At 60.8% G+C, this 13,250-nt stretch carries 13 protein-coding genes; 6 read left to right on the top strand and 7 right to left on the bottom strand.

Going from position 1 to position 13,250, the window contains the following annotated elements; genetic code table 11:
- Positions 1–42: 42 nt before the first annotated feature.
- Both ACTRW9_RS09575 and ACTRW9_RS09570 read right to left on the bottom strand, forming a co-directional pair.
- Positions 43–2,103, bottom strand: a complete 2,061-nt coding sequence (locus ACTRW9_RS09575; RefSeq protein ID WP_442429157.1) for a hypothetical protein — start codon at positions 2,101–2,103, stop codon at positions 43–45.
- 124 nt (positions 2,104–2,227) lie between these two features.
- A complete protein-coding gene (locus tag ACTRW9_RS09570; protein WP_442426014.1) occupies positions 2,228–2,476 on the bottom strand; it encodes an FmdB family zinc ribbon protein in 249 nt (82 codons plus the stop codon).
- A 176-nt stretch (positions 2,477–2,652) separates the two neighbouring features.
- Here ACTRW9_RS09570 and ACTRW9_RS09565 point away from each other — a divergent pair, with 176 nt between their 5' ends.
- The 5 genes from ACTRW9_RS09565 to ACTRW9_RS09545 are packed head-to-tail and all read left to right on the top strand — an operon-like array spanning position 2,653 to position 7,591.
- Positions 2,653–3,828, top strand: coding sequence for a 2'-deoxycytidine 5'-triphosphate deaminase (locus tag ACTRW9_RS09565; protein WP_442429156.1), 1,176 nt, complete (start codon positions 2,653–2,655; stop codon positions 3,826–3,828).
- Between the two features lie 15 nt (positions 3,829–3,843).
- Positions 3,844–4,539, top strand: a complete 696-nt coding sequence (scpB, locus tag ACTRW9_RS09560; RefSeq protein ID WP_442429155.1) for an SMC-Scp complex subunit ScpB — start codon at positions 3,844–3,846, stop codon at positions 4,537–4,539.
- Positions 4,540–4,567: 28 nt separating this feature from the next.
- Positions 4,568–5,458 carry a pseudouridine synthase gene (locus tag ACTRW9_RS09555; RefSeq protein ID WP_442429154.1) on the top strand — a complete coding sequence of 297 codons (891 nt, stop codon included), beginning with the start codon at positions 4,568–4,570 and terminating at the stop codon, positions 5,456–5,458.
- Between the two features lie 41 nt (positions 5,459–5,499).
- Positions 5,500–6,522, top strand: a complete 1,023-nt coding sequence (locus ACTRW9_RS09550; RefSeq protein ID WP_442429153.1) for a hypothetical protein — start codon at positions 5,500–5,502, stop codon at positions 6,520–6,522.
- A 4-nt stretch (positions 6,523–6,526) separates the two neighbouring features.
- Positions 6,527–7,591 (top strand): AI-2E family transporter, encoded by a 1,065-nt coding sequence (locus tag ACTRW9_RS09545; RefSeq protein WP_442429152.1) that lies wholly within the window; start codon positions 6,527–6,529, stop codon positions 7,589–7,591.
- 6 nt (positions 7,592–7,597) lie between these two features.
- Here ACTRW9_RS09545 and mqnC read toward each other — a convergent pair whose 3' ends face one another.
- Together mqnC and ACTRW9_RS09535 are read right to left on the bottom strand one after the other, a co-directional pair.
- Entirely contained in the window at positions 7,598–8,698 is a 1,101-nt protein-coding gene (gene mqnC / locus ACTRW9_RS09540) for a cyclic dehypoxanthinyl futalosine synthase (protein WP_442429151.1), read from the bottom strand.
- Positions 8,699–8,711: 13 nt separating this feature from the next.
- Positions 8,712–9,059, bottom strand: coding sequence for a peptidylprolyl isomerase (locus ACTRW9_RS09535; protein ID WP_442426007.1), 348 nt, complete (start codon positions 9,057–9,059; stop codon positions 8,712–8,714).
- A 237-nt stretch (positions 9,060–9,296) separates the two neighbouring features.
- On the opposite strand from ACTRW9_RS09535, the gene ACTRW9_RS09530 reads away from it, so the two are divergent.
- On the top strand, positions 9,297–9,914 hold the full coding sequence (locus tag ACTRW9_RS09530) for a HoxN/HupN/NixA family nickel/cobalt transporter (RefSeq protein WP_442429150.1): 618 nt from the start codon (positions 9,297–9,299) through the stop codon (positions 9,912–9,914).
- 13 nt (positions 9,915–9,927) lie between these two features.
- Here the strand turns inward: ACTRW9_RS09530 and cobA are convergent, their stop codons facing one another.
- From cobA to pdxA, 3 genes are read right to left on the bottom strand one after another with little or no spacing between them, the layout of a single operon-like run.
- Positions 9,928–11,451 carry a uroporphyrinogen-III C-methyltransferase gene (cobA, locus tag ACTRW9_RS09525; RefSeq protein ID WP_442429149.1) on the bottom strand — a complete coding sequence of 508 codons (1,524 nt, stop codon included), beginning with the start codon at positions 11,449–11,451 and terminating at the stop codon, positions 9,928–9,930.
- Positions 11,448–12,236, bottom strand: a complete 789-nt coding sequence (gene rsmA, locus ACTRW9_RS09520; protein WP_442429148.1) for a 16S rRNA (adenine(1518)-N(6)/adenine(1519)-N(6))-dimethyltransferase RsmA — start codon at positions 12,234–12,236, stop codon at positions 11,448–11,450. The genes cobA and rsmA overlap by 4 nt, the downstream gene beginning before the upstream one ends.
- Complete coding sequence (pdxA, locus tag ACTRW9_RS09515) at positions 12,233–13,234, bottom strand: 4-hydroxythreonine-4-phosphate dehydrogenase PdxA (RefSeq protein ID WP_442429147.1); 1,002 nt, start codon at positions 13,232–13,234, stop codon at positions 12,233–12,235. The genes rsmA and pdxA overlap by 4 nt, the downstream gene beginning before the upstream one ends.
- Positions 13,235–13,250: the final 16 nt, after the last annotated feature.

Below are 13,250 nucleotides of genomic sequence, written 5' to 3'. Positions count from 1 at the left end.
TACCATCCCGGCAGGGCAAAATCAAACTGCCCGGCACGGCGGTCACTGGGTGGTTTTCTTGTCCGGATTGAGGCGGTGTTCCAGCTCGCGCACGTTGTTTTTCAGCTGCGCGATGATGCGCTTGGCCTTGAACTTGAGCGAGGCCTCGGTCACTTCCTCGGACTTGTCGATGCCCGCGATCTGCTTGCGGATTTTGTCAAGACCGTCTTCTAGGTTCTGGCTCCGGTTTTCGCTGAAGCTTTTGGTGATGGCGTCTTTCAGTCCGCCACCGTCGAAGTGACGCGTGATGGCCGTCAGCATGCGTTTCTGCGAAGAATACTTCTTGCCCTGCTTCCAGTGCTCGATGGCACCGTAAATTTCCGTCTCGATCTTGTCCACGATCTCGTTGTAATCCGTGCCGTCCACCAGGTCGTGGATGTCTGCCGGATCAGACTGCGTCTTGATCTCGAGCTTGAGCGTCTTGTCTTCACCGGTCAGGTTGAGGAAGCGCATGTTCGCCTCCACTTCCTGCGGGAACATGCGCGGATGCCAGAAGCCCATCTTGTAGTCCTGGCTCTTGACCACCGGCAGGTCGAAACGGCCATTTTCATCCGTTTCCGCAACGTAGCCGTTGGGGGCGACGAACAGGGTGCCCACCATGTCCTTGTGCATGTTGCAGCGCAAAACCACCGGGCCCGGTGTGTCGAACGTGATCTGCTTCTGCACGCCGCCGGACATCGCCCCCAGGTTGAACTGGTTGCCGCTGGATTTGGAATAGATGTTGTGCACCTCGAAATCCTCGTTCATGAAGGTCACCGTAGAGCCGACCATCACCACCGAGTGACCCGGCAGGAACTGTTTGGACTTCTGTGTGATGGTGATGTTCTGCGTGGCCTGCTCCGGCACCTTCAGCTTGTTGGTGGTCTCCAGGTACACCACGCCGCGCTTGCCGGCCGGTTCGCCGTTGACGAGCACCTGCCCGTCGAGGTGGGTGACGGTCTTCACCATGTTGGAGCCGGAGCCCTCCATGCTGTGGTCGGAGCCTTCGGATTTTTTGGCTTCCTGCGGCTCGTGCCTGGCGTGCTCCTCGCCTTTCTTGTGTTCATGGTCTCCGTGCTTGTCGTGATCGTGGGCCTTGTCCTCACCCGTTTCTTTCAACTTCGCTTCCTTCATGCTGGTTTTGTTTTTCAGGCCCATGGCGGTGAGGAACTGGACGACGAAGGGCTTCTCGAACTGCTTGTCCAGCTCGATGGCGCGGATGAAATGCGGTGCGGCGTCTTCAAACTTTTTTTGCAGGCTGCGAACGACAGCGAGATTGAAATGCGACTGCGCGAAGTCCTCCTTGAGCTCCAGCGATTTCATGTAGCTCTCTTCTTCGTGGACGTAATCCTTCTTCAGGCCGTACGCCTTGCCCAGGTAGTTCCATGCGAGGTGGTTGTCGGGATCGAGCGCCACGGTTTCCTTGAACAGTTTCAGCGCGCCGTCGGCGTTTTTGCCGAACAACCGGGCCATGCCCCAGTTGAGGGTGATCTCGGCGTCATTCGGGGCCAGTTCGTGGGCGCGTTTGAACTTGCGGTCGGCGCCCGCGTATTTTTCCGCCATGCGCATCGACGTGCCCCACAGGGAATACACTTCCGGCGCGTTGGGGCTGATCTTCGAGGCTTTTTCGAACTCGAGGTCGGCGTGGTTGAACATGCCTTTTTCCGAGTACTCGATGCCCTTGGCGATGTGCTCCAGGGTCTGACGCGGCAGGTCCTTGCCTGTGGGGGTTTTGGGCCGCGCCTCGCGGAGTTCCTTATCCAGGTCGATACCGGTGGCCGGATCGATGCCGGGTTCCACCTCCGCTTCTGCGACCAGGTTGTCCTCCAGCGTGGGTTCCTGCTTCGGCACCGCCTGCTCGACTTCTTCCGGAGCCGGGGCAAGGGTGGATATGGTTTCAGCGGGAGCGGGCGGTTCGGGTTCCGTGGTGCTGGCGGGGATGGCCTGGAACTGGTTGTAAGGTTCGAGATTGGCCTCAGGGGTGGACAACTCCGTGAACGTCCAGACGACGAGGCCCGCCGCGACCACACCCAGCACCGGACCGGTCCACGATTTTTTACGCGATTGATTTGAAGAAGAACCCATGAAATGCACCCACCTTGCAGGAATGTAACAATAATAGAGAAGGGCCGTCGCCCGGCGGGGACCCGATCCCGCCTCCCGGATTTTACGACTCCGGGGTGTTTTATTCAGAATTCGTCACGTGCCGCTAAAGTTCCGAACGCAATCTCGGGACAGGAAGCTTGAACACATCCTTGTTGGGATAATCGTCCATCGTCACGGGCTTGGAGGTTTTGGGAGTGCCTCCCACCACCTTGGACGCGAAAGAGGAAAATTTGTACCTCACGTTACCGGAGCCGCACAGGTCGCACACCGTTTCCTCCTTGTTTGCGGAGGTGGATTGCAACAGGGTGAATTCCTGTTCACAGGTTTCGCAGAAGTACTCGTAAAGAGGCATAATTCGTTGAAACTTGGACTCGAAAACAATGGTTGCAAAGTGATGAATATTAGGATTTAATCATAGCGGCAAATGGCCTGTCAATCGGATTTTCCAGCCTGTTGGCGTCCGTCCAAGCCTGATCCCGGGCCATCGGCACCCCGATCCGCGCAATCCCGAATCCCACGTTTGGTTGAATGAAAAAGCTGACCGCCAAGTCTCTGGTTAAAACGTCCCTGCAACAAAGTCTGAAGGGGAAGTCCGGCTACCTGACCGACCGCGAGATCGAGCTGGCGTACCACCAGGGCATCATCCACACGCCGCGCACGCTGTACGACAGCCAGATCCAGCCCGTCAGCCTGGACCTGCGCCTGGGGCAGAAGGCGTACCGCATCCAGAGCAGTTTTCTGCCGGAAAACGAAACCGTGGAGAAAAAGCTCAAGGACCTGAAGTTGTACGAGGTCGACCTGCGCGACGGCGGCATCCTGGAAAAGGGTGCGATCTACCTGATTCCCCTGCTGGAGGAACTGGACCTGCCCGCCAGCCTGTTCGGGTGCACCAACCCGAAAAGCTCGACGGGACGGCTCGACATGTTCACCCGGGTGATCATCGACCGCGGTCACCGCTTCGACGAGATCGCGCCGGGCTACAAGGGCAAGCTGTACCTGGAGGTGCTGTCGCGGTCGTTTCCGGTGCGCGTGCAGGAGGGCATCTCCCTCAACCAGTTGCGCCTCAAGCAGGGCAACGCTGAAATCACCGACCGCCAGCTGCAGACGCTGTATAAGAAGAAACCGATTCTCTATCATAAAAACGGCGGGGCGGTGGACTGGGACAAGGTGAAGGCCGACGACGGCCTGTTCATCAGCGTCGATCTGCAGGGCACGAACCGCAAGAACTCCATCGTCGCTTACAAGGCCAAAGCCAACAGCCAGGTGGTCGATCTCAGCAAGACCAATCACTATCATGCGGATGATTTTTGGGAGCCGGTGTATTACTCTAAAAAGCACCGGCTCATTCTGGAGCCGGAGAGCTTTTACATCATGATGTCGAAGGAGAAGATCTGCATCTGGCCGGACCTCGTGTCCGAGATGGTGGCGTACGAGCCCAACAGCGGCGAGTTGCGTACGCATTACGCGGGCTTCTTCGATCCCGGTTTCGGTTGGCATCCGGGCAAGGGCGCGAAAAGCCAGGGCACCCGCGCCGTCATGGAAGTGCGGCCGCACGACGTGCCGTTCATGATCGAAGACGGCCAGACCTTCTGCCGGATGAAGTTCGAGAGAATCATCTCCGAACCCACGCGCCTGTACGGCAAGCAGTTGCAGTCGCACTACCACACGCAGGAACTTTCGTTGAGCAAGTATTTCAAGAACTGACCGGAACCGGACAACGTGGAACGCGAAAAAATCAAAGCCATCATAGAGAACCTGCTCCTGGCCTCCGACGCGCCTTTGTCGCCGGAGACCCTTCAGCAGGTGCTGGCCGACGGCACCACCGCTGACGCCGTCCGCGATATCCTGGAAGAGTTGCGCGCCGACTACGAGGACCGCAGTCTGCAGATCGTCGAGGTGGCGGAAGGGTACCAGATCGGAACGCGGCCTGATTACTTCGAGTGGATCCGCCGCATGCTGAAGCTCGACAAAACGTTCCGCCTGTCTCAACCGGCGCTCGACACGCTGTCGATCATCGCCTACAAGCAACCGCTCACCCGCGCCGAGGTGGAGGAGATCCGCGGCGTCGATTCCAGCGGCGTCGTCAAAACCCTGCTGGAGAAAAAGATCATCGCCCCCGGCGGACGCAAGGACGTGCCGGGCAAGCCGATCATGTACAAGACCACGAAAAAATTTCTCGAATACTTCGGCCTGCGCGACCTGAGCGAACTGCCGACGCTGGAAGATTTCAGCGAAGAGATCGAAGGCGAGGACACGCCGCAGCAGGGTGAGTTGTCCTTCGGTTCCGGCGGTGGAGAAAATGGCTCTGCTACCCCGGAAAACACGGAGGCCGTTGATACGGAATCCGCGGCGACGGTTGACAATGTGTCGGCTGATCCGGCAGAACCGCCGGCCGACAACGACCCCCAGGCCTGAGCGCAACCCTCTATAAGGATGCCCCGTCATGGCCATGCGTTTGCAGAAAATCATTGCCCAGTCCGGTGTGGCCTCACGCCGCGAGGCGGAGCGCTACATCGAAGAAGGTAAAGTCTCCGTCAACGGCATGGTCGTCACCAAGCAGGGCACGCTGGCCGATCCGGGCGCCGACCTCATTCACGTCAACGGCCGCCTCATTCCCCCACCGAAAGAAAAAACCTACATCCTGGTCAACAAGCCACGCGGGTGTGTCACCACCACGAAAGACGAAAAAGACCGCCCGACGGTCATGGACCTGCTCAAGAAAATCCGTGTGCGCGTGTTTCCCGTCGGCCGCCTCGACTACAACACCGAAGGCGTTCTGCTGGTCACCAACGACGGCGAGATGGCCGATCAGCTGCTCGATCCGAAAAATAAAATTCCGCGCACGTACCACGTGAAAGTCAGCGGCATTCCCACTGAAAAAACGCTGCGTAAACTGGAAAAAGGGGTGACCCTGGACGGTCGTCCCACCCTTCCCCTGAAGGCAAGCCTGCACCGGATCACGGGCAAAAACAGTTTTCTTGAATTACAATTGATCGAGGGCAAGAAGCACCACATCCGCCGCATCTGCGAGCTGGTGGGTCATGCGGTCATCAAGATCACGCGCATTCAGTTCGGGCCGTTGACCCACGACCAGCTACCACCCGGCACGTTCCGCCCGTTGACCATTGCCGAGGTGAAGGCGCTTCGCCGGCTGGTGGCGAAAAAGAAATCCGAACCCAAACCGGAGGCGCCGGCACGGCCCGCCTCGCGGACGAAGGCCCCCCGGACGAAATCCGCCAGGGGCGCAAACCGGAGATCCGGGCCGCCTGCGGTGAAATCGACGAAACGCACGAAAACCGCCTCCACCGGGAGGCGAAGGGGAAAGACATCGTGAACCCGTTTGGCGCATTCAAACACGCATGGTTTTGGATATTGATGTCGTGTGTTTTTGCCTGGGCTGGCTCCCCGGTCCACGCGCAGGACGTGGTGGACATTCCATCGATGGGTTACGAGGCGTTCGGCGACTCGGCGGTTCATAACGAGAATTACGTGGCCGGACGCGACCGTGCGGTGAGGGAAGCTTTCCGCAATTCGCTCGATGAGGCCTTGCGGGACATGCTCGGCGCGACGGTGTACAACCAGAATAAAAGCGCCCTCAAAAGCATGTACTCCAACCCGGAATCGTATATTCAAAGTTACCGCTACCTGGAGGCCACCGACGATCTCATCGAGAAAGTCAGCCGCGTGAAGCTGGAGGTGATGTTTTTCAAGGAAGCGCTCAACAAGGAGCTGAACACCCGCGGCGTGCTGGCGGCGCTGGTGAAACCGCGTACGGTGCTGGTCCTGCTTAAAGAAAAGAGCCTCACCGCCGATACGGTTTACAGCTTCTGGGAGGCGGTGCCCATCGCCGAGGTGTCCATGTACAAACACCTTGTGGCGAAGGACATCCTCATCGTCAAGCGCGGGGACGTGCGTGACAAGATTCCGGAAACCCTGGTGCTTCGGGCGGTGAACGGCGACCTGCAGGCGTCGGTGGAAGTGGGACTGAAAGCCGCCGCCGACGTGGTGGTGCTGGGAACGGCCCGGTCCACTCTGGTGAACGAAGACGCGGGCACCGGTACGAAAACCATTCAGGCGAACCTCAACGTGCGCGCCGTCTCGGCGACGCAGGGTGTCCTGATCGCCGCCAAAAGCGAGATCGCCACCGTCAAGGTGGAAAAGGATTTCGACGGTGAGCTGAAAGCGTTCGAAAAAGTCAGTCAAAACATGGTGCGTTTTCTGGCGGACGCGCTGGGCCGGTACTGGGGGCCGGATAAGAAGAAGGTGGTCCAGCAACAGGAAAACGACGATTTGCCTCCAGGCGATGAGTTGGGTGGAGATGACGAGCCGCCTCCTGTAGAACCGCCGCCGACCCAACAGATCCCTTCCAACCTGCCGCCCATGATGGGCGACCTGTGATCGCATGGATGAAAAGGACAAGAAACTCCTCATAACCCTGCTGGTGAGCACCGTTGTCGCGCTGGTGTTCCTCTACTTCGTGCGGCGCGTGGTGACGCCGTTCTTTCTCGCCTTCGCCATCGCCTACCTGCTGGACCCGCTGGTGGACCGGCTGGAAACCTGGAAACTCCAGCGCACACCCGCGGTGGTGGTGTTGATCGTTTCATTTTTCATCGTCGTGCTGGTGGCGGGCATCGTGCTCATTCCCATCCTGCAGGTGCAGATCCAGAACCTTGCCGAAAACCTGCCGGATTATCTGACCGTCATCAAGGGCTGGATCCAACCGTACCTGCAGGACCTGGCGGGCATCGACCGCGAACGTATCGGTGAAGTCCTGCACGACAGCATGCAGAAACTCGGCCGCGTGCCGCTGGAGTTGCTGGGCACCGCGGGCGGCTGGGTGTGGGGATCGATCACCGGTTTCGTCAACACGCTCCTGTTCGTGGTCAACCTCGTCATCATTCCCGTCGCCATGTTTTACCTGCTTCGCGACTTCGACGTCATCGTCGAGAAACTCGGCAAGCTCATCCCGCCGCGCTTTTACAAGCAGACGACACAGGTGGTGACGGAGATCGACGATGTGCTGTCGCAGTTCGTGCGCGGGCAGCTGATGGTGGCGACGTTCATGGCCATCCTTTACAGTGTCGGTCTTTATTTCTGCGGCACGCCGTTGAGCCTCCTGATCGGCATCATGGCGGGCTACGCCAACCTCGTTCCCTATCTTGGCATCGTGGTGGGATTCATCCCGGCGGTCCTGCTGACGTTTCTGCAGACGCAGGACTGGGTGCCGCTGATCGGGGTGGTGGCGGTGTTCGGTGTGGTGCAGGCGATCGAGGGATTCCTCATCACCCCCTACATTGTGGGCGACAAGGTCGGCCTGCACCCGGTGGCCATCATGGTGGCGGTGCTGATCGGCGCGGAGCTGTTCGGCCTGTTGGGGATCCTGCTGGCGGTGCCGGTGGCCGCGATCCTGAACGTCCTCGTCCGGCGCGGTGTCAAGGTGTACCGCGAATCGGCCGCGTTCACCTGACCGTCTTCACACGTATTCGTAACGCATGGTGCGGCGCTGGGGTGTGTAGCCGCTGTCGGTGATGAGGCGGCGGATGGCTTCTTCGTCGAGGTGGTACACCGTGCCTGCTGCGGAGACGACGTTTTCCTCGAACATGGTGCTCCCCATGTCGTTGGCGCCGAAGTAGAGCGCCATCTGTCCCACCTTCGGCCCCTGCGTCACCCACGACGACTGGATGTTGGGAATGTTGTCGAGGTAGATGCGCGAGATGGCGAGGGTCTTGAGGTATTCCCAGCCGCTGGTTTTCTTCGCGCCGATTTCTTTCCGCAGGTCCGTGTTGCCCGCCTGGAACGGCCACGGGATGAACGCGGTGAAGCCGCCGGTTTTGTCCTGCTGTTCACGAAGACGGTCGAGATGCTCGATGCGCTCCGCGAGGGTCTCGACGTGACCGAACATCATCGTCGCCGTGGTGGGCATGCCGAGGCGGTGGGCGATGTCCATCACCTCCAGCCACTGGTCCGTATTGCATTTTTTCGGACTGATGACGCGCCGCACGCGGTCCACCAGGATCTCCGCCCCGCCGCCGGGAATGGAATCCAGTCCCGCCTTCTGCAACCGCTCGATCGTTTCCTTCAAGGAGATTTTCGAAATCTTGCTGGTGTGCACGATCTCCGGCGGCGACAGCGCGTGGATGTGGATGTCGAAGCGCTCCTTGATCCGTGACAGCAGGTCCTCGAAGTATTCGATCTTCAAATCCTTGTGGTGCCCGCCCTGCATCAGGATCTGACGCCCGCCGTGCTGCAGGATTTCGTCGATCTTCTGCGCGATGGTCTCGAACGGCAGGACGTAGGCATCTTCCGCGTCTTCCTTGCGGTAGAACGCGCAGAAGGAGCAGTCGGTGACGCACACGTTGGTGTAGTTGATGTTGCGGTCGATGATGTAGGTGACGGCGTTGTCGGCGTCCTTGCGGCGCTGGCGCGCGAGGCGCGTGGCGACGTTGCCCAGCAGGGTCAGGTCGTTCGCCTCGAACAGGGCGACGCCTTCGTCCCGCGACAGGCGGTGGCCGTCCAGCGCTTTCTGCAGGATCGCTTCGGCCTGGGAATCGGATGCGGTGGTGTTTGCGTTCACGGTATACGGGGTGTTATTTGAGCGAGATGGCGTGCAGGCCGTCGATGCCGAGGTCGTCCATGCGCTCCTCTTCGGTGACGAGGAAGATGTGGTAGCCGAACTTGCTCTGCACCGGCCCGCCCAGCTTGCCGACGGGCGTGGCCATGGCGGCGTCTTCCAGCTCCTTGGCGTTGGAGTTGTACTCGAGAAATCCCAGGTCGCCGCCCTTGTCGCGGGTGCCGCAGGCGCTGTACTTCTTCGCCATCTTGGCGAACATCTTGTACAACAGTTTGGGGTCGTCGATGTCCTTCATTCCGTCGAGCAGGGTGTTGGCCAGGTCTTCCGTGCTCAACAGAATGTGGCTGACACGTATGGATCGCATGAATTTCGTTCCTTCACAAACGCCGCCGGGGTGCAATGCCGACGACAGTGGGAGATTAACCGAAATTGTACCCCTTTTGGCGGAATTCACAAGAAAGAATGGGGCGGCCGGGCCGGGGCGGATTCTGGAGGGTCGAAATGAGGCCGCCGTTTCCGGGCTTCCTTCGGAATAGCCGTTGCGGGCGGCGAGGGGACCCCCTATAATCCGAGCGGATCAACTGCCTGAGGGCCGGTTTTTATGGAATACGGATTTCTTTTGGCCGGGGGGTTCCTCCTCGGTTGCCTGCATGCGCTGGACGCCGACCACGTCGCCACCGTGTCGTCGCTTCTCCTCGACCGCCGCTCGCTGAAACAGACGGTGCTCCTCGCGCTCCGCTGGGCCCTGGGCCACAGCCTGACGCTCCTCATGCTGGCCGGACTCATCACCCCGCTTCGCGAAGTGTTCGCTGAGGTGAACCTGGGCGTGATGGAACGGGTCGTCGGCCTGTCTATGATTTACCTCGCCGTGTGGCTGGCCCTGCGTGAGGTGCGGCGCAAAGGGGATGCGCATGGGAAAGCAGGCGGCATGCCGATGCGGTCCGGCTGGGTGCTGTTCGGCATGGGGGTGTTGCACGGCACGGCGGGTTGGGCCGGGGTTCTGCTTCTTGTACCGGTGGCGTTGTTCCAGTTCCCGGCGGGAGTGATCGGTTACATCGTTCTGTTCTGCCTGGGGATGGTTGTGACGATGGCCGTGTACGCCGCGATGGTGAACCGCGTCACCGCATTCGAACACGTCGCCCGACACCTGGGAAAAATCCGTTACGCCACCGCCGCCGTCACCCTCGCCATCGGCACCCGCCTGATGTTGGCAATTTGATCACGCGTTTTCTCTAAAATAAATCTTCCAACGCTTCGATGAGTCCCTGGACGGTGTAGTCGCTGGCGGTGAGGTGGACGGGCAGGCCGAGGTCCTGTGCGGTCCTGGCGGTGATGGGTCCGATGCAGGCGACGGTGACGCCCTTCAGATGATCCTTTACTTTGTCGCCGACCAGGTCCATGAAGTGCTTCACCGTGGACGAGGCGGTGAAGGTGAGCACGTGGACCGATCCCTCCTGCAAACGCGCAATGAGATCGGCGGCATCCGTGTCCGGCAGCACCGTGCGGTACGCCGGGCACACATCGACTTCAATGCCCATCCCTCGCAACGTGTCCGGCAACGTCTCCCGCGCCACGGCGGCGCGCGGCAGTAACAATCGTTTCCCTTTCAATCCCGCCTTGCCCAGCGTTTCGATCAACGACTCGGCGACGAATTTCTCCGGCACCGCCTCGACGGGGATGCCGAGGTCCGTCACCGCCTGCTCGGTTTTCGGCCCGATGGCGAACAGCCGGAGACCCTTGAGGTCGCGGATGTCGCGTCCGGTGTCCCGCAACCTCTGCATGAAACAGCGCACGCCGTTGGTGCTGGTGAAGATGAGCCCGTCGTAACTTTCCAGTTCGCCCAGCGCGCGGTCGAACGGCTCCCAGCTTTCCGGCTCGACCGTCTCGATCACCGGAAACAGGTACGGCTCGGCGCCGCGTTCCAGCAGAGCCTGCGTAAAATCGTCGGCCTGTTCCTCGGCGCGGGTGATGACCACCGTTTTGCCGAACAGCGGCAGCGTCTCGAACCAGTCCATGTGCGGTTTCAGATTCACCACCTCGCCGACGATGGTCAGCGCCGGCGGTTTGATTTCTTCTTTCTGCGCGATGGCGACGATGGTGTCGAGCGTGCCCGTCCAGGTTTTCTGCCGGGGTGTGGTGCCCCACTGGATGACGGCGATCGGCGTTTTCGGGTCTTTGCCGTATTTCATGAGGTTTTCGCTGATGCGTTGCAGTTTGCGTGCGCCCATCAGGAACACCAGCGTGCCCGCGCGGCTGGCGATCTTTTCCCAGTCGATGTGCAGGTCTTCCTTGCCTTTTTCGTTGGAACCGGTGACGACGGAGATGGTGGAGGAGAAATCGCGGTGCGTGAGCGGGATGCCGGCGTAGGCGGAGACGCCGGTGGAGGCGGTCACCCCCGGCACCACTTCGAACGGGACGCCCGCTTTCTGGAGAGCGACGCATTCCTCGCCGCCGCGCCCGAAGACGAACGGATCGCCTCCCTTGAGCCGGACGACGACGTTGCCTGCCTTCGCTTTCGCGACCAGCATGGCGTTCATCTCGTCCTGGGAGAACGTCACCTGCCCCTCCTTCTTTCCGGCGTAGATGACTTCAGCGTGTTTCGGCGCGAACGCCAGCAGGCGCGCGTTGGCGAGGTAGTCGTAGATGACGACATCGGCGCGCTCCAGCCACGCCTTGCCTTTCAGCGTGAACAGGCCGACATCGCCCGGCCCCGCGCCGACGAGGATCACTTTCCCCTGCTTGCCTGCCGCACTCATTGCGGTTTGCTCTCCATCAAATTGGCCAGCGTGGCGAACTCTTCCAGCGACAGCGTCTCGCCGCGGCGGGCGGGATCGATCCCGGCATCCTCAATGCCCTGCCAGGTGAAATCGAAATGCTTCGCCAGGCTCTTGAGATTGTTCTTGAGCATCTTGCGTTTGTGGAAGAACGCCGCGTGCACGACGTGGAAAAACGTTTTGAGGTTGTCCACCTCCACCGGCGGCGCGGAGCGGGGAATGAGGCGGATCACCGACGAGTCCACTTTCGGCGGTGGATCGAAATTCTTTTTACCGACTTCCATGATGCGCTCGACCTCGCAGTGAAACTGCGTGAACACGGTGAGCGATCCGTAATCGCGGCTTCCCGGTTGCGCCACCAGCCGGTCCACCACCTCGCGCTGCAACATGAGCGTCATGTTGGCGATGTGGCTCCCGTATTGAATGAGCCGTTTGAGGATCGGCATCGCCGCGTAGTAGGGCAGGTTCGACACCACCTGGAACCGCGGCCCCGCCTGGCTGTAATCGTACACCAGCGCGTCCTGCTGGTGCAGGTCGAATTTCGGGTTCGACTTGAAGCGTTTGTTCAGCAGGTGGCAGAGTTTGGGGTCGATCTCCAGCGCGATCAGCCTGCCGCACCGTTCGAGCAGCAGACCGGTGAGGATGCCGGGACCGGGACCGATCTCGATCACCGTGCCGCCGTCCTCGATCTGCGCGTGCGCAACGATCTCGTCCGCGATGGCGGGATCGGTGAGGAAGTTCTGTCCGAGTGTGCGTTTTTTTCTCATGAGGCGGCGTGCGCGGTGGGGGACAGCCGGGCGGCCATGCGCAGGGCTTCCACCAGGCTGTCGGCGGAGGCGATGCCCTTTCCCGCGATGTCGTACGCCGTGCCGTGATCGACCGAGGTGCGCAGGATGGGCAGGCCGAGGGTGATGTTCACGGCGGAACCCATCGACGCCATCTTGATCGGGATCATGCCCTGGTCGTGGTACATCGTCACCACCGCGTCGCACGGCGTTTTGTGGATGCGCCCGAACAACGCATCGGCGGAGTGGGGTCCGGTGACGTCCATCCCCTCGGTGCGCACCGTGTCGAGCGCGGGCACGATGGCTTTGGATTCCTCGTCGCCGAACACGCCGCCGTCGCCGCAGTGCGGGTTGAGTCCGGTCACCGCGATGCGCGGACGGTCGATGCCCACCTGGCGCAACCACTGGTGGGTGACGCGCAGGATGGTTTCGACACGTTCTTTTGTGATGAGCGCCTTCACCTGCTCCAGAGGCACGTGCGTGGTGGCGAGCACCACGCGCAGGTCGCCGCCGGCGAGCATCAGCCCGACGTGTTCGGTGCCGGTGAAGTCGGCCAGCATTTCCGTGTGGCCGGGGTAGGGATGCCCGGCGAGATGAATGGCTTCTTTATTGATCGGTGCGGTGGTGAGAGCGTGGACTTCATGCGCCAGTGCGAGATCGACGGCCTTGCGGATGGCCTCCACCGCGGCCCGGCCGCTCGCCGCCGACGGTTGCGCCATCGGCAGGTCGTCCGGCACGTGCGCGCAGTCGAGCACATCGAGTTGGTCTGCTTCAAATCGCGCGTCTTTCGGGCTGGCGACTTTATGAACGGTGACCGCCGGGTTGTATTGTTGCAGATGACGCGCGACGCACGCCGCGTCGCCAATCACGAGCGGACGGCAGAAATCGAGCACGCGCCCCGGCAGGGCCCTGGCGATGATTTCGGGACCGATCCCGGCGGGATCGCCCAGCGTGACGGCAATGAGGGGGCGTGTTTCCAAGTCAATGAACCCTTCC

Source organism: Nitrospina sp. 32_T5 (assembly GCF_052156635.1).
In the GTDB taxonomy this organism is placed as follows: Bacteria; Nitrospinota; Nitrospinia; order Nitrospinales; family Nitrospinaceae; genus Nitrospina.
Note: the sequence above shows the minus strand (reverse complement) of the source record. Positions and strands in the feature narration are given on the sequence as shown.

Excerpts from the sequence above, each read along its gene's own strand:
- ACTRW9_RS09575 (WP_442429157.1), bottom strand. The coding sequence starts at position 2,103 with ATGGGTTCTTCTTCAAATCAATCGCGTAAAAAATCGTGGACCGGTCCG.
- ACTRW9_RS09570 (WP_442426014.1), bottom strand. The coding sequence starts at position 2,476 with ATGCCTCTTTACGAGTACTTCTGCGAAACCTGTGAACAGGAATTCACC.
- ACTRW9_RS09565 (WP_442429156.1), top strand. The coding sequence starts at position 2,653 with ATGAAAAAGCTGACCGCCAAGTCTCTGGTTAAAACGTCCCTGCAACAA.
- ACTRW9_RS09555 (WP_442429154.1), top strand. The coding sequence starts at position 4,568 with ATGGCCATGCGTTTGCAGAAAATCATTGCCCAGTCCGGTGTGGCCTCA.
- ACTRW9_RS09550 (WP_442429153.1), top strand. The coding sequence starts at position 5,500 with ATGTCGTGTGTTTTTGCCTGGGCTGGCTCCCCGGTCCACGCGCAGGAC.
- ACTRW9_RS09545 (WP_442429152.1), top strand. The coding sequence starts at position 6,527 with ATGGATGAAAAGGACAAGAAACTCCTCATAACCCTGCTGGTGAGCACC.
- ACTRW9_RS09535 (WP_442426007.1), bottom strand. The coding sequence starts at position 9,059 with ATGCGATCCATACGTGTCAGCCACATTCTGTTGAGCACGGAAGACCTG.
- ACTRW9_RS09530 (WP_442429150.1), top strand. The coding sequence starts at position 9,297 with ATGGAATACGGATTTCTTTTGGCCGGGGGGTTCCTCCTCGGTTGCCTG.
- cobA (WP_442429149.1), bottom strand. The coding sequence starts at position 11,451 with ATGAGTGCGGCAGGCAAGCAGGGGAAAGTGATCCTCGTCGGCGCGGGG.
- rsmA (WP_442429148.1), bottom strand. The coding sequence starts at position 12,236 with ATGAGAAAAAAACGCACACTCGGACAGAACTTCCTCACCGATCCCGCC.